This is a genomic window from Pseudomonas sp. GW822-FHT05A08, from assembly GCF_058800485.1.
Genome location: NZ_CM179511.1, coordinates 5,593,284 through 5,617,474 on the forward strand (window position 1 = coordinate 5,593,284; position 24,191 = coordinate 5,617,474).

Annotated in this window: 22 protein-coding genes; 12 read left to right on the forward strand and 10 right to left on the reverse strand. The window is 64.4% G+C overall.

Features of this window, described 5'->3' with window-relative positions:
• Positions 1-24 precede the first annotated feature (24 nt).
• Positions 25-963 carry an iron-sulfur-binding ferredoxin reductase gene (locus AC3RCP_RS25120; RefSeq protein ID WP_007931193.1) on the reverse strand — a complete coding sequence of 313 codons (939 nt, stop codon included), beginning with the start codon at positions 961-963 and terminating at the stop codon, positions 25-27.
• Positions 956-2,062 carry a GGDEF domain-containing protein gene (locus AC3RCP_RS25125; protein WP_037035869.1) on the reverse strand — a complete coding sequence of 369 codons (1,107 nt, stop codon included), beginning with the start codon at positions 2,060-2,062 and terminating at the stop codon, positions 956-958. The genes AC3RCP_RS25120 and AC3RCP_RS25125 overlap by 8 nt, the downstream gene beginning before the upstream one ends.
• Positions 2,063-2,421: 359 nt before the next feature.
• Between AC3RCP_RS25125 and AC3RCP_RS25130 the strand changes: the two genes are divergently transcribed.
• The 6 genes from AC3RCP_RS25130 to AC3RCP_RS25155 all read left to right on the forward strand — a co-directional run bounded on the left by AC3RCP_RS25130 (position 2,422) and on the right by AC3RCP_RS25155 (position 10,223).
• Positions 2,422-3,945: a fumarate hydratase gene (locus AC3RCP_RS25130; RefSeq protein ID WP_007931196.1), complete on the forward strand. Its 1,524-nt coding sequence runs from the start codon at positions 2,422-2,424 to the stop codon at positions 3,943-3,945.
• A gap of 146 nt (positions 3,946-4,091) precedes the next feature.
• Entirely contained in the window at positions 4,092-5,858 is a 1,767-nt protein-coding gene (locus tag AC3RCP_RS25135) for an ATP-binding protein (RefSeq protein ID WP_492570798.1), read from the forward strand.
• The gene (locus AC3RCP_RS25140) at positions 5,852-7,186 is read left to right on the forward strand and encodes a sigma-54-dependent transcriptional regulator (protein ID WP_101338916.1); all 1,335 of its coding nucleotides are present in this window, start codon (positions 5,852-5,854) and stop codon (positions 7,184-7,186) included. Before AC3RCP_RS25135 ends, AC3RCP_RS25140 begins: the two co-directional genes overlap by 7 nt.
• A gap of 212 nt (positions 7,187-7,398) precedes the next feature.
• A complete protein-coding gene (locus tag AC3RCP_RS25145) occupies positions 7,399-8,721 on the forward strand; it encodes an MFS transporter (RefSeq protein WP_101338917.1) in 1,323 nt (440 codons plus the stop codon).
• Between the two features lie 471 nt (positions 8,722-9,192).
• The gene (locus AC3RCP_RS25150) at positions 9,193-9,450 is read left to right on the forward strand and encodes a hypothetical protein (RefSeq protein WP_101338918.1); all 258 of its coding nucleotides are present in this window, start codon (positions 9,193-9,195) and stop codon (positions 9,448-9,450) included.
• 143 nt (positions 9,451-9,593) lie between these two features.
• A complete protein-coding gene (locus AC3RCP_RS25155; RefSeq protein ID WP_009045323.1) occupies positions 9,594-10,223 on the forward strand; it encodes a flavin reductase family protein in 630 nt (209 codons plus the stop codon).
• 39 nt (positions 10,224-10,262) lie between these two features.
• Here the strand turns inward: AC3RCP_RS25155 and AC3RCP_RS25160 are convergent, their stop codons facing one another.
• Both AC3RCP_RS25160 and AC3RCP_RS25165 read right to left on the reverse strand, forming a co-directional pair.
• Positions 10,263-10,535, reverse strand: a complete 273-nt coding sequence (locus AC3RCP_RS25160) for a hypothetical protein (RefSeq protein ID WP_037035873.1) — start codon at positions 10,533-10,535, stop codon at positions 10,263-10,265.
• Positions 10,536-10,544: 9 nt separating this feature from the next.
• Positions 10,545-10,910, reverse strand: a complete 366-nt coding sequence (locus AC3RCP_RS25165) for an antibiotic biosynthesis monooxygenase family protein (RefSeq protein WP_007931229.1) — start codon at positions 10,908-10,910, stop codon at positions 10,545-10,547.
• 331 nt (positions 10,911-11,241) lie between these two features.
• Here AC3RCP_RS25165 and AC3RCP_RS25170 point away from each other — a divergent pair, with 331 nt between their 5' ends.
• Positions 11,242-12,171 carry an AraC family transcriptional regulator gene (locus AC3RCP_RS25170; RefSeq protein ID WP_101338919.1) on the forward strand — a complete coding sequence of 310 codons (930 nt, stop codon included), beginning with the start codon at positions 11,242-11,244 and terminating at the stop codon, positions 12,169-12,171.
• A 38-nt stretch (positions 12,172-12,209) separates the two neighbouring features.
• On the opposite strand, the gene AC3RCP_RS25175 is transcribed toward AC3RCP_RS25170, so the two are convergent.
• Both AC3RCP_RS25175 and AC3RCP_RS25180 read right to left on the reverse strand, forming a co-directional pair.
• On the reverse strand, positions 12,210-13,658 hold the full coding sequence (locus AC3RCP_RS25175) for an aldehyde dehydrogenase family protein (protein WP_492570797.1): 1,449 nt from the start codon (positions 13,656-13,658) through the stop codon (positions 12,210-12,212).
• Positions 13,655-15,292 carry a 5-guanidino-2-oxopentanoate decarboxylase gene (locus AC3RCP_RS25180; protein ID WP_492570796.1) on the reverse strand — a complete coding sequence of 546 codons (1,638 nt, stop codon included), beginning with the start codon at positions 15,290-15,292 and terminating at the stop codon, positions 13,655-13,657. The genes AC3RCP_RS25175 and AC3RCP_RS25180 overlap by 4 nt, the downstream gene beginning before the upstream one ends.
• Before the next feature lie 153 nt (positions 15,293-15,445).
• Between AC3RCP_RS25180 and AC3RCP_RS25185 the strand changes: the two genes are divergently transcribed.
• A complete protein-coding gene (locus tag AC3RCP_RS25185) occupies positions 15,446-16,327 on the forward strand; it encodes a LysR substrate-binding domain-containing protein (protein WP_492570795.1) in 882 nt (293 codons plus the stop codon).
• A 142-nt stretch (positions 16,328-16,469) separates the two neighbouring features.
• Here the strand turns inward: AC3RCP_RS25185 and AC3RCP_RS25190 are convergent, their stop codons facing one another.
• Positions 16,470-17,084, reverse strand: a complete 615-nt coding sequence (locus AC3RCP_RS25190) for an NAD(P)-dependent oxidoreductase (RefSeq protein WP_101338922.1) — start codon at positions 17,082-17,084, stop codon at positions 16,470-16,472.
• Between the two features lie 76 nt (positions 17,085-17,160).
• Positions 17,161-18,045: an MBL fold metallo-hydrolase gene (locus tag AC3RCP_RS25195; RefSeq protein ID WP_101338923.1), complete on the reverse strand. Its 885-nt coding sequence runs from the start codon at positions 18,043-18,045 to the stop codon at positions 17,161-17,163.
• Between the two features lie 143 nt (positions 18,046-18,188).
• On the opposite strand from AC3RCP_RS25195, the gene AC3RCP_RS25200 reads away from it, so the two are divergent.
• Together AC3RCP_RS25200 and AC3RCP_RS25205 are read left to right on the forward strand one after the other, a co-directional pair.
• Positions 18,189-19,094 carry a LysR family transcriptional regulator gene (locus AC3RCP_RS25200; RefSeq protein WP_037035534.1) on the forward strand — a complete coding sequence of 302 codons (906 nt, stop codon included), beginning with the start codon at positions 18,189-18,191 and terminating at the stop codon, positions 19,092-19,094.
• 138 nt (positions 19,095-19,232) lie between these two features.
• The gene (locus AC3RCP_RS25205) at positions 19,233-19,409 is read left to right on the forward strand and encodes a hypothetical protein (protein ID WP_007929787.1); all 177 of its coding nucleotides are present in this window, start codon (positions 19,233-19,235) and stop codon (positions 19,407-19,409) included.
• 15 nt (positions 19,410-19,424) lie between these two features.
• On the opposite strand, the gene AC3RCP_RS25210 is transcribed toward AC3RCP_RS25205, so the two are convergent.
• Complete coding sequence (locus AC3RCP_RS25210; protein WP_053262424.1) at positions 19,425-20,315, reverse strand: helix-turn-helix domain-containing protein; 891 nt, start codon at positions 20,313-20,315, stop codon at positions 19,425-19,427.
• A 186-nt stretch (positions 20,316-20,501) separates the two neighbouring features.
• Here AC3RCP_RS25210 and pobA point away from each other — a divergent pair, with 186 nt between their 5' ends.
• Positions 20,502-21,686, forward strand: coding sequence for a 4-hydroxybenzoate 3-monooxygenase (gene pobA / locus AC3RCP_RS25215; protein WP_492570867.1), 1,185 nt, complete (start codon positions 20,502-20,504; stop codon positions 21,684-21,686).
• Positions 21,687-21,763: 77 nt separating this feature from the next.
• Positions 21,764-23,281 (forward strand): MDR family MFS transporter, encoded by a 1,518-nt coding sequence (locus AC3RCP_RS25220; protein ID WP_101338925.1) that lies wholly within the window; start codon positions 21,764-21,766, stop codon positions 23,279-23,281.
• Between the two features lie 50 nt (positions 23,282-23,331).
• Here AC3RCP_RS25220 and AC3RCP_RS25225 read toward each other — a convergent pair whose 3' ends face one another.
• The gene (locus AC3RCP_RS25225) at positions 23,332-24,168 is read right to left on the reverse strand and encodes a cache domain-containing protein (protein WP_492570794.1); all 837 of its coding nucleotides are present in this window, start codon (positions 24,166-24,168) and stop codon (positions 23,332-23,334) included.
• Positions 24,169-24,191: the final 23 nt, after the last annotated feature.

The following is a 24,191-nucleotide window of genomic DNA, read 5'->3' on the forward strand; positions in this document are numbered from 1 at the left end:
GTCTCGCTCAGGCCGGATCAGCGCTCAGCCGCGGGGCAGGAATACGTCGGCCAGCAGTTGATTGCGCGGCAACCCCGCCAGGTACAAGCGTCGGGCGAAAGCATCGACGCTGTCGGGGTGCCCGCAGAGTAAAGCCTGGGTTTGCCGCGAAACAAGCCGCAGTTGTGCCAAAGCCGCTGGCAGCTCGGTCGCGGTCAACAGCTCGACACTGAGGTTGGCATGGCTCGCCGCCAGCGCCGCCAGGGGCTTGGCCAGGTAATGTTCGCTGGCGTCATGGGCCAGGTGAATGACGCGGATGTCGCCCTGATGATCCTGGCGCAAAGCCTCGCGCAGGATACCGAACAAGGGCCCCAGCCCGGTGCCCGCCGCCAGCAGCCACAATGGCCGGGTTTGCCAGTCCGGGTCGTAGTGCAGCGCCCCGCCGCGCAGCTCGCCCAGGCGCAGCCCATCGCCGGGCTTGAGCTGGCGCGCCGCGTCGCTGAACTCGCCGGGCTGGCGGCAATCGAGATGGAATTCGAGAAAGCGGTCTTCGCCAGGCAGGCTCGCCAGCGAATACGGCCGCGCCACGCCGGAAGCCGTCCACAGCACCAGGTGCTGGCCGGCCTGATAACGCAGGTTGCGCTCCGGCTGCAAACGCAGGCGCAGCACTGTGGCCGACAGCCAGTCCACACCGACCACCTCGGCCGGCGCGCCATCGCGCAGCGGGTCGTAGGTTTCGACCCGCAGGTCTTCCACCACCTGACACTGACAGGCCAGCCGCCAGCCGCGCTGGCGCTGATCGTCGCTCAAGGCATCGGGCCGGCTGTCGCTGGGCAGGCCCTCGACACAGTGCACCAGGCAAGCATGGCAACTGCCGGCGCGGCAGCTGTAAGGCACCGCCACGCCGGCCTGATTCAAGGCATCCAGCAGATTGCTGCCCGCGACCACCGACCACTGCCGCTCACCGACACGCAGCTCAGGCATCGATATTTTCCCAGGCCGCGGCGCAGCGATTGCGTCCGTCGCGCTTGGCCCGATACAGCGCCTGGTCGGCACGTTGCAGGGCATCGTCCAGGTCGTCGCCCAGCTCCACCAGGGTCATGCCGACGGACAGGCTCAGGCCAGGCACCTCGACCCCGATCAACTGGGCGTCCATAAAGGCCACGCGCAGACGCTCGCAGCAGGAGGTCAGGCGTTCGGGATCGCAATCGGGCAACAACATGACAAACTCCTCGCCGCCGTAGCGGGCCAATACATCGCCATCGCGCAAGCAGGCGCTGGCTACGGCGGCGAACGCCTGCAGCACCTGATCGCCGGCGGCATGGCCGTGCACGTCGTTGATCCGCTTGAAGTGATCGAGGTCGATCAGCGCCAGGCCATGCATCTGCTCCAGGCTCATCGTGTGCAGTTCACGCGACGCCAGCCGCAGGAAATGCCGTCGATTGTACAGGCCGGTCAGTTCGTCGGTGGCAACCAGATCCTCCAGTTGTCGCATCATGCCGCGCAAGGTGTCCTGGTGCGCCTGCAAGGCGAAGCGCCGTTGCCGCATGCGCTGCCGGGAAGTCTGCACATAGCTGGCGTACAGGCACAGCCAGATCAGCACCGCGAACAGCACGCACACCTGCAGGACGGCGAGCATCGGATCGGCCAGCCGGAAGTGGTAGCCGTCCCACAGCGTGATTCCGGCAAAGCCGATGAAAATACACAGGGCGCAGCGCACGAAGGCCCGGCGCGGAAGGTGGAACAGGCCGAACAGCAGCGTCAACAGATAGAACACCAGGAAGGTGCCGCGCGCCGTATCGAGGTGGGCCAGCAGCCATGTCTGCCAGCCGATGGCCAGGAGTATCTGGATCTCGGTCAGGCTCGGGTCGCGAAAGCGCAGGTTGCGCCCGGAGACAAACAGCCAGAACAGCAGCGCCTGGCTCAGCACCACCAGGCCGGTATCGATCAGCGCCGAATGCACCGGCGCCGAATAGTAGCCACTGAAAATGGCCAGCCAGAGCAGCAGCAACGCCAGTCCATAGGTACCCGCCGCAAGAACGAAGCGCTTGAGTAAAAGACTCTGGATAGCGTTATGGGTCAATCGTTGACTCACCATGCGAAAGGGGGCTTTAAAGAGTTTCCTACCCTACAGGCCACTTGCCACTTTAGTGGTGTCGCCAAAAAATAACTATCCCATTTTTGTTCCCGCCCAGCGCCATCCGGCCCGGGGCCGCGCCCACCGTCATGCCTGGCGCCATCCCCCGACCGGCGCATCCCCGGCATGCGACTTTGGTTTGACTGCCGGCGCGTGTGCCCGGCTCCGAGGCGCGGTATACTGCCGCGCCTTTTTAGCGTCGCGCCAGTGTGTCCGGCGTGCCTTGAAGGTGCTTGCAACCGACCGATGCACCCAAGCTGCAAGCACCTTATTAAATGTTCCCGTCTTTTAGAGGAGCGCGACTCATGACCGTGATCAAGCAAGACGACCTGATTCAGAGCGTTGCCGACGCCCTGCAATTCATTTCCTACTACCACCCCGTGGACTTCATCCAGGCGATGCACGAAGCCTACCTGCGCGAAGAATCGCCAGCGGCCCGTGACTCCATGGCGCAGATCCTGATCAACTCGCGCATGTGTGCCACCGGCCACCGCCCGATCTGCCAGGACACCGGTATCGTCACCGTATTCGTACGCGTGGGCATGGACGTGCGCTGGGACGGCGCGACCATGAGCCTGGACGACATGATCAACGAAGGCGTGCGTCGCGCTTACAACCTGCCGGAAAACGTCCTGCGGGCCTCGATCCTCGCCGACCCGGCGGGCGCTCGTAAAAACACCAAGGACAACACCCCGGCGGTCATCCACTACTCCATCGTTCCCGGCAACACCGTGGAAGTGGACGTGGCGGCCAAGGGCGGCGGCTCCGAGAACAAATCGAAGATGGCCATGCTCAACCCGTCCGACTCGATCGTCGACTGGGTGCTGAAGACCGTTCCGACCATGGGCGCCGGCTGGTGCCCGCCGGGCATGCTCGGCATCGGCATCGGCGGCACCGCCGAGAAAGCCGCGGTGATGGCCAAGGAAGTGTTGATGGAGTCCATCGACATCCACGAGCTGAAGGCCCGCGGCCCACAGAACCGTATCGAAGAGATGCGCCTGGAGCTGTTCGAGAAGGTCAACCAGCTGGGCATCGGCGCCCAGGGCCTGGGCGGCCTGACCACCGTGCTCGACGTGAAGATCATGGACTACCCGACCCACGCCGCTTCCTTGCCGGTGTGCATGATCCCGAACTGCGCCGCGACCCGTCACGCGCACTTCGTGCTCGACGGCTCGGGTCCTGCTTCCCTGGAAGCGCCACCTCTGGACGCCTACCCGGAAATCGTCTGGGAAGCCGGTCCGTCGGCCCGTCGCGTCAACCTCGACACCCTGACCCCGGAAGAAGTGCAGAGCTGGAAGCCGGGCGAAACCGTCCTGCTCAACGGCAAGATGCTCACCGGTCGCGACGCCGCGCACAAGCGCATGGTCGAGATGCTGAACAAGGGCGAAACCCTGCCGGTGGACCTCAAGGGTCGCTTCATCTACTACGTCGGCCCGGTCGATCCGGTCGGTGACGAAGTGGTTGGCCCGGCTGGCCCGACCACCGCGACGCGGATGGACAAGTTCACCCGCCAGATCCTCGAGCAGACTGGCCTGCTGGGCATGATCGGCAAGTCCGAGCGCGGCCCGACCGCGATCGAAGCGATCAAGGACAGCAAGGCCGTGTACCTGATGGCCGTCGGCGGCGCTGCCTACCTGGTGGCCCAGGCGATCAAGAAGTCCAAGGTCCTGGCCTTTGCCGAACTGGGCATGGAAGCGATCTACGAGTTCGAAGTCAAAGACATGCCGGTCACTGTCGCGGTCGACAGCAAAGGCGAGTCGGTGCACATCACCGGTCCTGCCATCTGGCAGAAAAAGATCAGTGAAAGCCTGGCGGTAGAAGTGCAGTAAGCGCTGCTTGCTGTTACCCAAGGCGGCGTTGCTCGATGAGCAGCGCCGCCTTTTTCATGCCTGGCCGGGCAAGGACTGTCCACGATCAACGAAGCCTCGGACAGGCGTGTTATCTTTCCTGCCCCCTTTCAGCCTGCCCTTGACTCATGGTCCAGATCTCCCGCCCGCTGCGCTTGACCTTCTATACCCTGGTGATTCTCGCCGGCGCCGTGGTCAGCGCGACCTTCGCCATGCGCCATGCCGAGCGCCAGGCGCTGGAGGACGATGCCGCCCGCGCCAGCGAGCAACTGGCGCTGTATGCCAACTCCCTGCATACCCTGATCGAGCGTTACCGCGCCCTGCCCGCCGTGCTGGCGCTGGACCCGGAACTGCGCTCGGCGCTCAAGGGCCCGGTCGGCCCGCAGCAGCAGGACGCCCTGAACCGCAAACTGGAACAAATCAACGGCGCCGCCCGCTCCTCGACCCTGGAGCTGCTGGACCACACCGGCCTCGCCGTGGCCGCCAGCAACTGGCGCCTGCCCAGCAGCTATGTCGGGCACAACTACGGTTTTCGCCCCTACTTCAGCCAGACCCGCAGCCAGGGCAGCGGGCGCTTCTATGCGGTGGGCGTCACCAGCGGCATTCCCGGTTATTTCCTCTCCAGCGCGGTCAAGGGCGAGCAGGAGCAGTTCCTCGGCGCCATGGTGGTGAAACTGGAGTTCCCCGAACTGGAGCGCGAATGGAGCCAGGGCAGCGACACCCTGCTGGTCAGCGACGCCCGGGGCATCGTGTTCATCGCCAACCAGCCAGGCTGGCGTTATCGCCAACTGCGCCCGCTGTCGGACAGCGACCGCGCCGAACTCCAGGCCACCCGGCAATACGACAAGCAACGGCTGACGCCGCTCGAACATCGGCCGCTGCGACGCTTTGACGACGACAGTACGCTGACCCGGGTCGAGGGTCCGGACGGCAGCGTCGACTACCTGTGGGAATCCCTGCCCCTGGCCACCGAAGGCTGGACCCTTCATTTGCTGCGACGTCCGCAGATCGCCTTTGAGGACCGCCGCAATGCCGGTCTGGCCGCGGCCGGCGCCTGGCTGACCCTGGTGTTCCTGCTGCTGTTCCTCAATCAGCGCTGGCGCCTGGCCAGGCTGCGCCAGCGCAGCCGCGAGGAGCTCGAACGCCTGGTCGAGGAGCGCACCCGCGACCTGCGCACCGCCCAGGACGGCCTGGTGCAATCGGCCAAGCTGGCGGCCCTGGGGCAGATGTCCGCAGCCCTGGCCCATGAAATCAATCAGCCGCTGACCACCCAGCGCATGCAGCTGGCCACCCTGCGCCTGCTGCTCGATCACGGGCGGATCGACGAGGCCTACCAGGCCCTGAAACCGCTGGACGATATGCTGACCCGCATGGCCAGCCTCACCGGCCACCTGAAAACCTTCGCCCGCAAAAGCCCCAGCGGCCTGCGCGAACGCCTGGACCTGGCGGCGGTGGTGGATCAGGCCCTGCAACTGCTGGACACCCGGCTACGCGACGAACAGGTCGACACACACCTGCAACTGACGCGCCCGGCCTGGGTCCGCGGCGATGCCATACGCTTGGAGCAGGTGCTGATCAACCTGCTGCGCAACGCCCTGGACGCCATGCGCGACAAGCCCCTCAAGCACCTGGAAATCCGCCTCGAAGCCGACCAGCAGCTGTGGAGCCTGAGCGTCATCGACAGCGGTGGCGGCATCGCCGAAGAACACCTGCCGAACGTCTTCGATCCGTTCTTCACCACCAAGCCGGTGGGCGACGGCCTGGGCCTCGGCCTGGCGGTGTCCTACGCTATCGTCCACGAACTGGGCGGGCGCCTGAGCGCCGGCAATCAAGGCCAGGGCGCGATCTTCACCCTGAGCCTGCCCATCGACCTGGAGGCGCATATCCCATGTTGAATTCGGTGATGCTGGTCGACGACGAAGCCAGTATTCGCACCGCCGTCGAACAATGGCTGAGCCTGTCGGGCTTCGAGGTGCAGTTGTTCAGTCGCGCCGAGGACTGCCTGGCCCGGCTGCCCAGGGACTTCCCCGGGGTGATCCTCAGCGACGTGCGCATGCCCGGCATCAGTGGCCTGGAGCTGCTCAAAGAAGTGCAGCAGCGCGACGCCGACCTGCCGGTGATCCTGCTGACCGGCCACGGCGACGTGCCGATGGCGGTGGAAGCGATGCGCGACGGCGCCTACGACTTCCTGGAAAAACCCTTCAGCCCGCAAACCCTGCTGAGCAGCCTGCGCCGGGCCCTGGACAAACGCGGCCTGGTCCTGGAGAACCGACGCCTGCACGAACAGGCCGATACCCGGGAGAAAATCGACTCCACCCTGCTCGGTGTGTCCCGCGCCTTGCAGACCCTGCGGCGCCAGGTGGTCGACCTGGCCGCGCTGCCGGTCAACGTATTGATCCGCGGCGAGACCGGCAGCGGCAAGGAACTGGTCGCCCGCTGCCTGCACGATTTCGGGCCACGCGCCGACAAACCTTTTGTCGCCCTGAACTGCGCGGCGATCCCCGAGCAACTGTTCGAAGCCGAACTGTTCGGCCATGAAAGCGGTGCCTTTACCGGCGCCCAGGGCAAGCGCATCGGCAAGCTGGAATACGCCGACGGCGGCACCCTGTTCCTCGACGAGATCGAAAGCATGCCGCTGGCCCAGCAGGTCAAACTGCTGCGGGTGCTGCAGGAACAGAAGCTCGAACGCCTAGGGTCCAACCAGAGCATCGAGGTGGACCTGCGGATCATTGCCGCGACCAAGCCGGACCTGCTGGACGAAGCCCGCGCCGGGCGTTTTCGCGAAGACCTGGCCTACCGCCTGAACGTCGCGCAACTGCGCCTGCCGCCGCTGCGCGAGCGGCGCGAGGACATCCCGCTGCTGTACGAACATTTCGCCCACGCCGCCGCCGAGCGCCTGGGCCGTAGCGTCGCGCCCCTGAGCGGGGCGCAGTTGAGCCGCCTGCTGAGCCACGACTGGCCGGGCAACGTGCGCGAACTGGCCAACGTCGCCGAACGCCAGGTGCTGGGCCTGGGCGAGCCCGAGCCGGAAACCATCGACCCCGGCCAGTCCCTGGCGGCGCAGCAGGAAGCTTTCGAGGCGCAATGCCTGCGGGCCGCGCTGACCCGGCACAAGGGCGACATCAAGGCGGTGCTCGTTGAGCTGCAACTGCCGCGCCGCACCTTCAATGAAAAGATGCAGCGCCATGGGCTGGCGCGGGAAATGTTTCTTGGGGAGGAGTGAAGCTCAAGGGCTGTGTCGTTCATTCTGACGTCTTCGCGGGCAAGTCGGCGGCTTTCCGCTTACGCCCTTCCAGCAATGAGCGGATTTCCGCTCATTAAAATCTCCAGACCCTTCTAAACCGGGCCTTTCGGCTCCTGGCACAGCTCCTGCTATAGCTCCAGCAGGCTGCGTTTCGGCGCGCTCCACAAAAACAATTAAATGAAGGATCCGTCATGGATAACTCGCAAACCCTGCCTCTTGGGTCGGCAGCTGCGCCTGCCAAAGAAAAGACCACCGCCAGCCGCCTGAAATCGATCTTCAGCGGTTCGGTCGGCAACATGGTCGAGTGGTACGACTGGTACGTCTACGCCGCCTTCTCCCTGTACTTCGCCAAAGTCTTCTTCCCCAAGGGCGACACCACCGCGCAACTGCTGAACACCGCCGCGATCTTCGCCGTGGGCTTCCTGATGCGTCCGATCGGCGGCTGGCTGATGGGGCTCTACGCTGACCGCAAGGGCCGCAAGGCCGCGTTGATGGCCTCGGTGCTGCTGATGTGCTTCGGCTCGCTGATCATCGCCCTGACTCCCGGCTACGAGACCATCGGCGTCGGCGCCCCGATCCTGCTGGTCCTGGCGCGCCTGATGCAGGGCCTGTCGGTCGGCGGCGAATATGGCACCTCGGCCACCTACCTCAGCGAGATGGCGACCAAGGAACGTCGGGGCTTCTTCTCCAGCTTCCAGTACGTGACCCTGATCTCCGGCCAGCTCATCGCCCTGGCGGTCCTGATCGTGCTGCAGAACGTGCTGACCACTGAAGAGCTGCAATCCTGGGGCTGGCGCATTCCGTTCGGCATCGGCGCCCTGTGCGCGATCGTCGCGCTGTACCTGCGTCGTGGCATGGAAGAAACCGAGTCCTTCACCAAGAAGAAGGAAAAGCCGAAAGAAAGCCTGATGCGCACCCTGATGCGTCATCCGAAAGAGCTGATGACCGTGGTCGGCCTGACCATGGGCGGCACCCTGGCCTTCTACACCTACACCACCTACATGCAGAAATACCTGGTGAACACCGTCGGCATGAGCATCTCCGACTCCACCACCATTTCCGCAGCAACCCTGTTCCTGTTCATGTGCCTGCAACCGGTGGTCGGCGCGCTGTCGGACAAGATCGGCCGCCGTCCGATCCTGATCGCCTTCGGCATCCTCGGTACCCTTTTCACCGTGCCGATCCTCACCACCCTGCACACCGTCCAGAGCTGGTGGGGCGCGTTCTTCCTGATCATGGCGGCGCTGATCATCGTCAGCGGCTATACCTCGATCAACGCGGTGGTCAAGGCCGAGCTGTTCCCGACCGAGATCCGCGCCCTGGGCGTGGGCCTGCCCTACGCGCTGACCGTATCGATCTTCGGCGGCACCGCCGAATACATCGCACTGTGGTTCAAGAGCATCGGCATGGAAACCGGTTACTACTGGTATGTCACCGCCTGCATCGCCGTGTCGCTGTTGGTCTACATCACCATGAAAGATACGCGCAAACACTCGCGGATCGAGACTGACTGACCGACAAAAAAAGCGCGAGGGTGCAAGGCCCTCGCGCTGTGGTGTCATCAGGTAAAGCCTATCGCGGGCAAGCCTCGCTCCTACAGAAGCGGGGCTTGCTCACGATAGCCGCGACGCAGCCGCTCCACGATCAAGACACGCCCTCCAGCTTACGTAGCAAGCCCTCCGGCATTCATCGCCAACAGCATTCCCGCCCCTGCCGGGTAAACCGTTGATCGTGATTTTTCGACGGTGCGGGCAGGTTAATGACCGGTTAATGCCCAGCCCTCACTCTGCCTCCATCGAAATCGGTGTCGGCGCGTCAAACGCGGCAGAAGCAGGCAAGAGGCCTTATGCAGTGATTCTTGACGCCATAAACATCTATTAATTCGATATTTTTTAGCATTTATTTGCGCTTTTTAATCAAATTAACTGGCGTAGTATCCATTTCACACCCACTGCACAAAACTCACCGAACCTGGAGTGACCCTCATGAAAAGCAAACTGATCCTCGCCCTGACCCTTTCCGTACTGGCTGCCAATACCTTTGCCGCCGATGGTTACGACCGCACCGGCTCGGCTACTTTCACCTCGGGCAGCTCGGCCAGCGCCAGCCTGGCTTCCGACGGTTTCGATCGCACCGGCACCGCCGCCGCTATCGCCTCCGATGGCTTCGACCACACCGGTACCGCAGGCGCAATCGCTGCCGACGGCTTCGATCGCACCGGGACTGCCGCCGCCATCGGCTAACCCTCAGGGATGCCCCGCAGCCCGGCTTCGGCCGGGCGTGGTTGTTTATGGCCCGGGGAAAACCGCACGCCGCAAGGCTGGCATTCACTTTCAATGGCTTGCACTATGGCGGCCTTCCCTCTTTGTCCGCGCAAGAGCCCGTCATGTCCGAAGACATCCATTACTACGAACCCGCCCAGGGCCACGGCCTGCCCCACGATCCGTTCAACGCCATCGTCGGCCCGCGCCCGATCGGCTGGATCTCCTCCCAGGACCAGCAAGGCCGGCTGAACCTGGCGCCCTACAGTTTTTTCAACGCCTTCAATTACATTCCACCGATCATCGGTTTCTCCAGCGTCGGTCGCAAAGACAGCCTGAACAACATCGAGCAGACCGGCGAGTTCGCCTGGAACCTCGCCACCCGCCCGCTCGCCGAGCGGATGAACCAGAGCTGCGCGGCCGTGCCGGCCGAGGTCAATGAGTTCGAACTGGCGGGGCTGACGCCCGTGGCCTCGAAAGTGATTGCGGTGCCGCGGGTAGCCGAAAGCCCGGTGTCCTTCGAATGCAAGGTCACGCAGATCATTCAACTGCAGCGCGCGGATCAGGAGTTGGTGCCCAGCTGGCTGATCCTCGGCGAAGTGGTCGCCGTGCATATCGCCAAATGGCTGCTCAAGGACGGGGTATACGACACCGCCGCGGCAGAGCCGATTCTGCGCGGCGGCGGGCCGGCGGATTATTTCCAGCTGGGGCCAGAGGCCTTGTTCAAGATGTTCCGCCCGGGGGCGGTCAGGTAGTTTTTCAGATCAGATAGCTTTTCAGATCAGCAACCTGGATCAGGCCGTTGCCCAGGCCAGTTCGCCGTCTTCGGTCACGTCGATCAACTGCTCAAGCTTCTGCGCGGCAGCCTGGTCGGCGTCATGGGCGGTCTTGAATTTCTGGTCGTCGAGGACTTTGTGAAAGCGCGGTGCCCCTGAACCACCCAGGGCCTTGACCGCGATGGCGGCACTGTAGCCCCCTTCACCTGGAACCACGGCGGAAACCGCTTCGTATGCTGCAAACTCTTTACGTGCCATGTTGCTGGTCCTGGCCAATGGAAAGTCGGCCATTCTAAACCCTCAGCTGGCCAGCTGGTGTACCGGTGCCCCGTTCAGTTGCGCGTATTCGCCTTCGGCCTGGGCCGCCGAGACATCTCTGAAAGTATGGAAATCCAGGCTGTTGACCACCAGGTCCTGGACCAGCTCGGCGAAGATCGCCATGGCCGGCGAACAGAAGTAATCGGTCATCGCCTGCTGGCTGCTCCAGAATCCGGATATCAACCACAGGTCAGCGTCGCACTGCGAATGCTGCAAGGCGAACTGCAGGCAACCTGTGGCCTGGCGGGATGGTTCGATCAGACTGCTCAAGCGAGCACCCAACTCCGTTGAGCGGCCGGCGCGGGCGCGAACGAATGCCATGTGGCTGACGGGAATATGCGTGGACATGTGCGACCCTCCCAGGGTGGTGTCGAGGCAGCCATGGGACGGGCTGCGACAGGATCCAAGATTAAGCGCCCGGCGTAATGCTCGTTAGTCGATTCCTGCCGGCCTATTGCACAATCCTGCGAGTCTTGCCCGGGAACGCCGAATCCTGCCCGGTAAGGGAAAAAAACCCACAACGTTGTTTCAAGCAAGTGACAGCCCGCGCACAGGACTCGGCTCTACTCACGCGCGCACGCGTGGCAGGATCAGGCAAGATTTACGCAGGAATCGCCTACCCCTGGCGCTTGCACAAATTTAAGCTGTGGCCATTCGCAATCTTCTCGGAGGGGCCTTCATGTCATCGCTCGAAACCCAGCAGCCGCCACTGGATGCGGAAATGGAAAAACAGCGGGCGGAGCTGGCCGGGATCATTGCTCGCAATACCGGCGAAGACGGCAGCTATGCCACGGCGATCCAGTCGCTGTTCGTCTCGCGCCACAGCCACTCCCACGAGTTCGCCTCGGTGCTGGCCCAGCCGGCCCTGTGCATCATGGCCCAGGGGCGCAAGGAAGTGCGGCTGGCCGACGAGGAGTTCAACTACGACCCGCTCAACTACCTGGTGGTCTCGGTTTCCATGCCATTGAGCGGGCGCCTGGCCGATGTCTCGCCGCTGGAGCCGGTCCTGGCCCTGCGCCTGGACATCGACCCGGCCGAGATCAGTACGCTGATCGCCGATGCCGGGCCGTTGGGGGTGCCGAACCGTCCTGTCGGCCGCGGCCTGTATGTGGAACGCCTGGACACGCCGATGCTCGACGCCGTGCTGCGCCTGACCCGCCTGCTGGACACACCCAAAGACATCGCCATGCTCGCGCCGTTGATTCGTCGGGAAATTCTCTACCGGCTGTTGCGCAGCCCGCAGGGCCACCGGTTGTATGAGATCGCCATCGCCAACAGCCAGAGCCACCGGGTCAGCCAGGCCATCAAGTGGCTGAACGGCAACTACGAGCAACCGCTGCGCATCGACGATCTGGCGCGAGGGGTGAACCTCAGCGTGTCCACCCTGCACCACCGTTTCAAGGCCATGACCGCCATGAGCCCCTTGCAGTATCAGAAGCAACTGCGCCTGCAGGAAGCCCGGCGCCTGATGCTGACTGAAGGGCTGGAGGCGTCCGCCGCCGGTTACCGGGTCGGCTACGAAAGCCCCTCGCAGTTCAGCCGCGAATACAGCCGCCAGTTCGGCGCCCCGCCGCTGCGCGACATGGCGCGCCTGCGCAGCAGCGTCTGACTCCCCCCTACAGAGAACCATCTCGCTTCAAAAGACTGTTACCGCGCGCGAACCACGTGCTTGATCTCCTGGAACGCCTGCAACCCCCAAGGCCCCAGTTCGCGGCCGATGCTGCTCTGCTTGTAGCCGCCCCAGGCGGTCTGCGGGAAGATCACTTGCGGTGCGTTGATCCACACCAGCCCGGCCTGCAAGGCATTGGCGACTCGCTCGGCGTTCTGCACATCGGCGCCGACCACACTGGCCACCAGGCCGAATTCGCTGTCGTTGGCCAGCGCGATGGCCTCGGCCTCGCTGGCGAAACTGCGCACGCAGAGCACCGGGCCAAAGATCTCCTCACGCCACAGCGCACTGTCGAGGGGCACTTCGGTGAAAATGGTCGGCCGTATAAAAAAGCCGCGCGCGCGGTCCGCCGGGCGCTCGCCACCGCATACCAACTTGGCCCCGACACTCAGCCCGCGATCGATATGGCCCAGCACGCGCTGGTATTGCGCCTGGTTGACCAGCGCGCCCATTTCCACGTCCGGATCGAAAGGGTCCGCCACCCGAATCGCCTCGGCCCGTGCCTTGAGGCGCAGGAGGAATTCGTCCGCCAGCTCGTCGGCCACCAGCACCCGGCTGGTGGCGGAGCACATCTGTCCGGCGTTGAAAAAACCACCACTACAAGCCAGCTCCACCGCCAGTTCGAGATCGGCATCCGCCAGCACCAACAGCGAAGATTTGCCACCCAGCTCCAGGCTCACGCCCTTGACCGTCTCCGCCGCGCGCTGCATGACCTGGACCCCGACCGCATTGCTGCCGGTGAAGGAGATCTTCGCCACCCGCGGATCCGCCGCCAGCGGCGCGCCCACCGCCAGCCCGGTGCCGCAGACCAGATTGAACACGCCCTTGGGCAAGCCGCTCCGGGCGATGATCGCCGCCAGTTCCAGTTCCGGCAGCGGGGTGACTTCCGAGGGCTTGAGCACCACGCTGCAACCGGCGGCCAGGGCCGGCGCGAGCTTCCAGGCGGTGGTGACCATCGGGAAATTCCACGGCACGATCAGGCCGACCACGCCACAGGGCTCACGCCGCACACGGGCGCTGAAATCATCGCTGGGCAGCGGCACATCGCGGTCCTGGGCGGCGTCCAGGCCTTCGGCCAGCCCCGCGTAATACTCGAAGGTAGCAATCACGTCGTCGACGTCGATGGCCGCTTCGAATTGCGGCTTGCCGTTGTTGCTCGACTGCAGGTGCATCAGGCGTTCACGGCGCTCGGCGACCCCGGCGGCGATCCGCCGCAACACCGCGCCACGCTCGGCGCCGCAGGTCGCGGCCCACTCGGCGAGCCCGGCCTGGGCGGCACTCACCGCCTGCTCGACGCTGTGTTGATCGCCGCCACCGACCACGGCCAGTGGCTCTTCGGTAGACGGATTGATCACCGGCAACCGCTCGCTGCCGGCATGCCACTGGCCATCGATATACAGGCCGTTCAACAGGTTTGTCGGGTTCATGCCTGCACCGCCCGCATCCAGCCGGCCTGGTCGATTTCGATCAGGGTCGGGCCCTGGCGATCGCTGGCCGCGCGCAACGCATCGCGCAATCCGTCGATGCTGTCGATGGCCTCGGCGGCGCAGCCCAGGGCCTTGGCCACGCCGATGAAGTCCGGCGTGTAGATGTCCACGCCCACCGGCTCGATGTCGCGGTTGACCATGTATTTCTTGATCTCTTCATAGCCCTGGTTATTCCACAGCAGCACGATGATTGGCGTGCGCGCTTCCACCGCGCAGGCCAGTTCCGACAGGGTGAACTGCAGGCCGCCGTCGCCGATCAGGCACGCCACCGGGCCCCGGGCCTTGCGTTCGGAAGCGCCACCGAGCCAGGCGCCGATCGCCGCCGGCAAGGCATAACCCAAGGTGCCGTAGCCGGTCGAGGAGTTGAACCAGCGGCGCGGACGCTCGGGGTTGAAGGTCAGGTTGCCGCTGTACACCGGCTGCGTGGAGTCGCCGACGATGACGATCTCCGGCAGCTCCTGCAGGACGGTTTCGAGGAACAGGGTCTGCACCCGGGTCGGCGCGTCCCACTGCTGCTCCAGTGCGCTACGCAGGGCAGCGGCACGGGCCGCGCCCCAGGCGCTGTCGCGCTCGCTCAGCGGTTGTTTGCCCAACTCGGCCAGCAAGGCTTCGGTTGCGCTGTGCGCGTCGGCCACCAACGCCACTTTCGGCGGATAGTTGCGCACGGTCTGGTCAGGATCGATGTCGATGCGCAGCAGGGCGCCAGGAATCTCGAAACCACCAGCGAAGGTCACGTCGTAATCGGTTTCGGCCAGCTCGGTGCCGATGGCCAGGACCACGTCGGCATCGGCCACCAGGGCGCGGGTCGCCACCAGCGACTGGGTCGAACCGATCAGCAGCGGGTGCCGCGACGGCAGCATGCCCTTGGCGTTGATGGTCAGGGCCACAGGCGCCTGGAGCGATTCGGCGAGGCGGGTCAGGGACGCGGCGGCATCGATCGCGCCACCGCCGGCGAGGATCAGCGGACGCCTGGCGCCGGCCAGCAACTGGCTCATCCGCGCGATGGCGGCGGGCGCAGCGCCGGCCCGGGCGATGCTCACCGGCTCGCTGTCGAGCAGGTCGTCGGCCTCCTCCACCAGCACGTCGAGGGGGATTTCGATGTGCACCGGGCGCGGGCGGCCGGCCTGGAACAACGCGAAGGCGCGGGCCAGCACACCCGGCAGTTCCGCCGCCGACATCAGGGTATGGGAGAACGCCGCCACGCCGCCCACCAGGGCGCCCTGGTTCGGCAACTCGTGCAGCTTGCCGCGACCGCCGCCGAGCTGGCTGCGCGATTGCACGCTGGAGATCACCAGCATCGGAATCGAATCGGCGTAGGCCTGGCCCATGGCGGTGGTGATGTTGGTCATGCCCGGGCCGGTGATGATGAAGCACACCCCCGGCTTGCCACTGGTGCGGGCATAGCCGTCGGCCATGAAACCGGCACCCTGCTCGTGGCGCGGCGTGACATGCCGGATGCTCGAACGGGCCAGGCCGCGATACAGCTCGACGGTGTGCACCCCGGGAATGCCGAAGACCTGCTCGACGCCATAACCTTCGAGTAACTTGACCAACACTTCGCCGCACGTCGCCATGTCTTGCCCTTCTTGTTCGCTTGAGACGGTGTGCCTGGCTGGCCGCTGCATGGCCAGGCACGGGGAAGGCGTCATTGGAACGGGCCGCGTGTAGCGGGAACAATGGATAAAAAGTCATACTCGCCATGTCCTCACGTCATGCCTTGGCCCTTTATGAAACGCCTCCCGCCCCTACCCGCGCTGCACACCTTTCTGATCACCGCGCGCTGCTGCAACTTCACCCACGCGGCCGAGCAGCTGCATATCACCCAGGGTGCGGTGAGCCGGCAGATCGCCGGCCTGGAGAGTCACCTGGGTTATGCCTTGTTCCAGCGCCAGGCCCGCGGCCTGAGCCTGACGGCCGAAGGCCGGGAATGGCTGCCACGGGTGGAACAGGTGTTCGGCCTGATCAGCGAGGGGGTGGAACAGGTCGGGGTGAACCGCGACACCCTGCAACTCAAGGCGTCCACCTGCGTGATGCGCTGGTTGTTGCCACGCCTGATGCAATGGCAGAAGGAGCGTCCGGACGTGCCTGTGCGGCTGACCACCACGGTGCAGCATGGGGTGGACTTCAGCCGCGAGCAGTTCGACGCCGCGGTGATTTACGGTGCCCCGCCACCTTCCACCCTCGGTGCCTATCACCTGTTCGACGAACAGCTGACGCCGGTGTGTTCACCTGCATTGCTCGAAGGGGCGATACCGCTCCAGACCCCGGCCGACCTGCAGCAACACATGCTGCTGCATCCGACCCTGGATACCCATGACTGGAGTACCTGGCTGAAAGCCTCGGGGACGGTGCTGAACAACATCGACAAGGGCCAGCATTTCGAAACCCTGGACCTGGCGATGTCGGTTGCTTCCCAGGGGACGGGGGTAGCTATAGGCGATTGGGCATTGATCGGCGAAGACCTGAGCGCCGGGCGGCTGGTCATGCCATTTGAATTGAAGGTCCGTACGGGGCTGGGCTATTACCTGGTACACCCCGATCGCTCGGCACCGTCGCCGCAGTTGCGGGCGTTGCTGGACTGGCTGGTGGAACAGGCCCGGGCACGATAGCCCTGTAGCCGCTGGCGCAGCCTGCGATCGAGCGCATAGCGGTCGTAATCCGGTCAACACGTTGTACCTGCAAAAACGCGGTATCTGGTTTTACGACTGCTGCGCAGCCAATCGCAGCCTCCGGCAGCGGCTACAGGATGTCTCAGTAACCGACCGTGAAACGCTGGCGGGAGTGCTTCGGTGTTTCCAGCTCATCGATCATGGCGATGGCGAAGTCGGAGAAGGTGATCCAGCTCTTGCCTTCGGCGCTCACCAGCAGATGGTCCTGGCCCAGGCGGAACTGCCCGCGGCGCTCGCCTTCGACGAACTCCGCCGATGGCGACAGGAAGGTCCAGTCCAGCTCTTTCTCCTGGCGCAGGGTATCGAGGAACACACTGCCGGCACTGGCTTCGGCCTTGTATTCGTCCGGAAAACCGGCGGCATCGATCACCCGGCTGCCGTCGGGCAACAGCAACGAACCGGCACCGCCCACCACCAGCAGGCGTTTGACCCCGGCCTTTTTCACCGGCTCGATCACGGCCTTGGGCGCGATGGTGGAAAAGTGCGCCGCACTGATCACCGCATCGTGACCGGCGATCGCCGCTTGCAACGCCGCGCCGTCCAGCACGTCGACCGCCTTGCTCACCACACCGGCGCGATTGCCGATTTTCGCCGGGTTACGGGCAATCGCGGTAACGCTGTGACCACGACGCAGGGCTTCTTCCAGCAGTTGGCTACCGGCACGGCCGGTGGCCCCAATGATTGCGATCTTGCTCATGACAGTTCTCCAGTTCCGATAAGTGACACAAAGCCTTACAGGGAATGCCCCCGCGCCAGGCGCGGGGACGGTCGAATCACCACTTCATTTCGCCCTTGGCGACCTTGGCGCTCAGCTCCAGGGAGCTGTCTTCGCCCAGGTCCGGGTAACGCTTTTTCATCGCCGCGATCAGTTCGGCGGAATCCTTGGCCTTGGCGGTTTCTTCATCGAAGGCCTTGATGTAGTCGGCGGTGAAATGCACCGGAGCCAGGGAGCGGGCGCTTTCGCCCAGGTAATGGCCGGGCACCACGGTCTGGGGTTTCAGCGCAGCGATGGTGTCCAGGGTGGTCAGCCAGTCCTTGTGGGATTGCGCGGTCTGGGTATCGGCCATCCACACATGGATGTTTTCCGCGACCACCACGCCACCGACGACCGCCTTGATCGACGGGATCCAGACGAAGGTACGGTCAGGTTGCTTGCCGTCCAGGCCGATGATGTCCAGTTTCTGCCCTTCCAGGCTCAGGCTGTGGCCCTTGAGCACGCCCGGCACGATGGTCTTGGCCGGCACGTCGGCGCCCATTTTCGGGCCCCAGAATGCAAGCTTGCCGTCGACCGTGGCCTTGATGTGCTCGACGGTCGGCTGCGACGCCACGACCTTGGCCTTGGGGAAGGCCCGGGTGATGGTGTCCAGGCCGAAGTAGTAGTCCGGGTCACCGTGGCTGATGTAGATGGTGGTCAATTGCTTGCCGCTGGCGCGGATCTTTTCCACCAGTTGCTCGGCCTGGGATTTGCCGAACTGCGCATCCACCAGGATCGCTTCCTTCTTGCCGCTGACCAGCACCGAGGTCACCGGGAAGATCGCCGCGGCGCCCGGATTGTACACATCCAGCTTCAGGGCCGGCTCGACGGCGGCGGCATGGGCGGCGAAACCCAGGGTGGCGGTGGCCAGCAGCAGGCGCTTGAGTGAGGTGAATCCGATCATGTGCAGCTCCGATGGTCTGTCGGCCGTAAGTGGCCAGGGTAGGTGGCGATAGGTAAGTGGCGATGGAGATGAAGCTTAGTTGCCGCACTCGTTACAAAAAATGCGATGCTTGGACATAGTTTGTTTCTGAAAGCGGGCAAATCATGGATCGTCTTCAAGCAATGCGCGTCTTCGTCACCGTAGTCGACCTTGGCAGCCAGTCGGCCGCCGCCGACCACCTGGACCTCTCGCGGCCGGTGGTTTCGCGCTATCTGGCGGAACTGGAGGACTGGGTCGGCGCCCGGCTGATGCACCGCACCACTCGCAAGCTGAGCCTGACCGCGGCGGGCACGGAGATCCTGCCGCGCTGCCGGCAGATGCTCGAGTTGTCGACGGACATGCAGGCCGCCGTCAGCGAACCCGACGACGCGCCCCGCGGCTTGCTGCGCATCAGCGTCAGCACCTCGTTCGGCCAGGCCCAGTTGGCCGATGCCATGGCCACCTACGTCAAGCGTTACCCCGGCGTCAGCATCGACTTGCAGATGCTCGACCGCACGGTGAACCTGGTGGACGAGCGCATCGACCTGGCGATCCGCACCAGCAACGACCTGGACCCGAACCTGATCGCCCGGCGCCTGACGGTCTGCCGCTCGGTGATCTGCGCCTCGCCGGCCTACCTGCGCGAGCACCCGGCACCGCAACGCGTCGAGGAACTCAGCCAGCACAACTGCCTGACCCACTCCTATTTCGGCAAGAGCCTGTGGCATTTCGAGCAGGACGGCGAACAGGTTTCGGTCCCTGTGCAGGGCAATATCAGCGCCAACGAAGCCAGCACCCTGTTGCGCGCGACCATGGCCGGGGCCGGCGTGGCCATGCTGCCCAGCTACCAGGCCGGGGTGCATATCCACAGCGGCGAACTGGTGCGCCTGCTGCCCCACGCAGAGCCCCGGCAAATGAACATGTACGCGGTCTACGCCTCGCGCAAACACATGCCGGCGGCCCTGCGCAGCATGCTGGATTTCCTGGTGCTGCGCTTCCCCGAGGAGCCGGAGTGGGACAAGGGCCTTTAAAGCCCGATAAGACCGCTGAATACCCCGTCAACACGCTGCCCGCGACCTGGCCGGCGGCCATGGCTGATCCACATGGCTGATCTATGCTGATAACAGTACCCCCACACGCGCAGGGGTATTCGTTCAGAGGTGTTTGCCATGAACATCAAAACAAGAAGATACCTGGCCATTTTCGTCACCTGCACCGCGACCCTGGCGCTGTATGGAACAGCGGCCTATCGCGTCGAGCAGGCCCGGCAACAGCCACGTGTCTACGCCAGCTGCAACGTCGACCAGTGCATCCCGCACAACGCGACCCTCAACTCCCTGAAATGATGCAGGCGCGCGGCGTCACGGCTCGTGATCGGTCTTCAGCCGGTCGCGGAAAGCCTTGGGCGAGATCCCGACCCGGCGGCGGAACAACCGGGTGAAGTTGGTGGGATCGGAAAACCCCAGGGTGTCGGAAATCTCGTAGATGGTCATGCTGGTGTAGGTCAGCAGGCGCTTGGCCTCCAGCAGCTGACGCTCATGCATGATCTGCAGGGCCGGCTGGCCCGCCAGTTCACGGCAGGTGCCATTGAGGTGGGAAACGGAAATCCCCAGCTTGTGCGCCAGGTCCTCGACCTTCACATGCTCGCGATAGTGGGCCTCCACCAGTTGGATATACCCATTGAAATACTCCCGCGCCCGCTGCGGTCGCTGGCTGGCGCTGCGGCGCCGGATCGCCTGGCGGCTGACCCACACCATGATCACGCTGACCAGCGAGTGCATGAGCATTTCCCGCGCCGGCTCACGCCCCTGGTACTCGTTCTGCAACGCGGCAAACAAGCTGTTCAGGTAGTCGCCGTCGGCGCCCGCCGGGTAGCTCTCGGCCACGGCCAGGGCATTTACCGAATGCCCCAGCTGGGCTTGCAGATGGGCCATCAAGGGCGCCGCCAGGGTCACCACATAACCGTCGATGTCTTCGGAAAAACGAAAGCCGTGCACCGACAGGGCCGGCAGGATCTGCAGCGCCGACTCCCCCAGCAACGTGCGCTGGCCTTCGATCTCAAGCTCGGCCTGGCCGCGATGCACGAACAGTAATTGACAGAGATCGGCATGCCGATGCGGCTTGATTTCCCAATGGTGCTCGCGGCTGCGCTTGGAAATGGTTTCGCAGTGCAGCAGGTCCGGTGTCGGCCAATCCAGGCTTTCCCCATAGAGTTTGAACACCGGAATTGAAGGCAAGGCAGGCTTATTCATAACTGCAATCCAGGCCTCTGGGTGACGGGCGATAATCGCACCGATTGGTGAAATGAACAGGTATCGGCTCAGTTTTCACCTTCAACTGACAGCATCACAAGTGAAAAATGCAGGCACTCGAAACATAAAAATCAGTCAGCGAACCTGTTCGCGTGAAGCTTGCGAGTCATAAAAACAATGAAAACCCTGAAAACTCAAGTCGCCATCATTGGCGCCGGCCCCTCCGGACTGCTGCTCGGCCAACTGCTGCACAAGGCCGGCATCGATACCCTGATCCTCGAACGACAAACCCCGGATTACGTACTCGGGCGCATCCGCGCCGGGGTGCTGGAACAAGGCATGGTCGACCTGCTGCGCCAGGCCGGGGTCAGCCAGCGCATGGACGCCGAAGGCCTGGTGCACGGTGGTTTCGAACTGGCCCTCGACGGCCGCCGGGTGACCATCGACCTGCACACCCTCACCAATGGCAAGAGCGTGACGATCTACGGCCAGACCGAAGTCACCCGCGACCTGATGCAAGCCCGCCAGGCCGTCGGCGCCCGGACCCTGTACCTGGCCGACAACGTGCGCCCCCACGACATGCACAGCGACCAGCCCTACCTGACCTTCGATTACCAGGGCGAACCCCATCGCCTGGACTGCGACTACATCGCCGGCTGCGACGGTTTCCACGGGGTCGCCCGGCAGTCGATCCCGGCCGACAAGCTCAAGGTGTTCGAACGCGTCTATCCGTTCGGCTGGCTCGGCATTCTCGCCGACACCCCGCCGGTCCACGACGAACTGGTCTACGCCCGCCATGAACGCGGCTTTGCCCTGTGCAGCATGCGGTCGACCACCCGCACCCGCTACTACCTGCAAGTACCGGCAGAAGAAAATGTCGCCGACTGGTCCGATCAACGTTTCTGGGACGAGCTCAAGAGGCGCCTGCCCGAGGAGCTGGCCGAACGCCTGGTGACCGGGCCGTCGATCGAGAAAAGCATCGCGCCGCTGCGCAGCTTCGTGGTCGAGCCGATGCAATACGGACGGCTGTTCCTGGTCGGCGACGCCGCGCACATCGTGCCCCCCACCGGGGCCAAGGGCCTGAACCTGGCCGCCAGCGATGTCAGCACGCTGTTCAACATCCTGCTCAAGGTCTACCGCGAGCAGCGCACCGACTTGCTGCAGAAGTATTCGCAAATCTGCCTGCGGCGGATCTGGAAGGCCGAGCGTTTCTCCTGGTGGATGACCGCGATGCTGCACCGTTTCCCCGACTCCGACGACTTCAGCCAGCGCATCGCCGAGTCGGAGCTGGCGTACTTCGTCGACTCCGAGGCCGGGCGCAAAACCATCGCGGAAAATTACGTCGGCCTTCCTTACGAGGCTATCGAGTAGGAGCCTATCGAGTACACTGGCGAGCATTCCCGCTCGCCTTGCACCCTGCGGGTCAATCACTGCCCGCAGGTTATTTCGTGTCCAATCCCAACCAGCCTGGCCAGCCCAAACCGGCTCTTCGCAGCGTACTGATCGCCCTGATGCTGGCGATCTTCCTCGGCGCCCTGGACCAGACCATAGTCGCGGTCTCCATGCCCGCCATCTCCGCGCAATTCAAGGACGTCAGCCTGCTGGCCTGGGTGATTTCCGGCTACATGGTGGCCATGACTGTGTCGGTGCCGATCTACGGCAAGCTCGGCGACCTCTACGGCCGGCGCAAGCTGATGCTGTTCGGCATGGGCCTGTTCACCCTGGCGTCGCTGTTCTGCGGCATGGCGCAGAACATGGAACAGCTGGTCCTGGCGCGGATCTTCCAGGGCATCGGCGCCGGCGGGATGATTTCGGTCAGCCAGGCGATCATCGGCGACATCGTGCCGCCCCGCGAGCGCGGGCGTTACCAGGGCTATTTCAGCAGCATGTACGCGGCGGCCAGCGTCGCCGGCCCGGTGCTCGGCGGCTACATGACCGAATACCTGTCCTGGCGCTGGGTGTTCCTGATCAACCTGCCCCTGGGCCTGGGCGCCTGGCTGGTAGCCAGGCGCAATCTGCGCGGGCTGCCGATTCCGCAGCGCAAACCGATCATCGACTACCTCGGCACGCTGCTGATGATCATCGGCCTGACGGCCCTGCTGCTGGCGATCACCCATTTCGGCCAGGGCCACGCCTGGCGCAGCAGCGAAGTGCTAGGCCTGCTGGCGTGTGCCGTCGTCGCCCTGGCCCTGTTCGCCTGGCATGAACGGCGCACGCAAGAGCCGCTGCTGCCCATGCACCTGTTCGCCAACCGCAACGCCATGTTGTGCTGGTGCACGGTGTTCTTCACCAGCTTCCAGGCCATCTCGCTGACGGTGCTGATGCCGTTGCGCTTTCAGAGCGTCACCGGCGCCGGTGCCGACAGCGCGGCATTGCACCTGCTGCCGCTGGCCATCGGCCTGCCGATGGGCGCCTACTTCGCCGGGCGCATGACCTCGGTGACCGGCCGCTACAAGCCGATGATCCTCGGTGGCGCCCTGCTGATGCCACTGACCGTTCTCGGCATGGCCTTCAGCCCGCCCCAGGCGGTGCTGCTGAGCAGTGTGTTCATGTTGTTCAGCGGGATTGCCTCGGGCATGCAGTTCCCGACGTCGCTGGTGGGCAGCCAGAACTCGGTGGAACAACGGGACATCGGCGTCGCCACCAGCACCACCAATCTGTTCCGCTCCCTGGGCGGTGCGGTGGGCGTGGCCTTGATGTCGGCGCTGTTGCTGGCGCTGTTGCAGGATTCCAGCTTCGCCCAGTTGAGCGGCTCGGCGCTGATCGGCGAAGGCCACTCGGGCAATGTGCTGCTCGACGGCCTGAACGCCGCGCCGGGGCCGGAACAGGGCGCCTTGCGGGCTGAGTTGCTGCTGACCTTCAAACACTTGCTGATGGTCAGCGCGGCGGTGTCGTTGCTCGGGTTGGCGGCGGCGCTGGCCATGCCCAACGCGCTGCTGCGCGGGCGCGAAGACAAGGTCAAATAACGGCATCGCCAGCCAGCTCTGCTACAGGCGAGCTGGCTGGCGAGCGACCTTTACGGGCTGTAGTACCCCACCGCCACCAGGAAGTGCCCGACCTTGCGCAGGTAGGCGTGCTTGTCTTCCACCTTGGCCGTCACCGGGTTCTTCCAGCGGTACTCATACTCGCCCTGCTCCTGGGTGGCCATCAGCGCCAGGATCGGCTCGCCCACCGGTTTGCCGTCCGGGTCCTTGACCTTGCCGAAGTCGGTATTGATCAGCCGCAGATTGGTGCCGTGGGCCACGTAGCGCTGGTTGTCCAGGTCGACCACGAACACATACAGGTCGTCCTGCAGGAAGCCGCCCTTGAGCGAGTTGATCGCTGTCAGCGTGCCCTTCTCATCCTTGACCAGTTCGATCGCCGCCTTGTCCAGCAAGGCTTTGGCCTGCTCGGCGGAAGCCCGTGGCAGGTAATAGCCGACCGCCAGGATCCGCTCGCCGACCCGCTGGTAATACACATGCTTGCGCTCGACCTTGCCATCGGCCCAGTTCTGCCAGCGGTATTCGGCTTGCTGGATGCCATTGCCCTCGGGAATCTTCAGCGCGTCCTTGAAGGCCTTTTGCAGATCCGGCCCGAGCACCTCGGAAACATCGCGGCCGATCAGCGCCGACGACGGCCCGCCACTGGCCAGCATCACCCCCTTGGTGTCGACCACAAACACATAACGGTCCTTGTCGACGAACTCGCCCTGGCGGCTGAACGCGGCGAAGGCCTTGTCACCCTGGTCGTGGTAGTAGGCCAGGGCCTTCTCCAGCAGGGCCTTGGCCGCCGTGGCATCGTCCGCCGCCTGGACCTGGCTGGCGCAGAACATCAGCAGCCACCCCAGCACCGTGGCTCTAAGCAATCCCCTCATTGCGCGTCCCTCGTTCTTGTTGG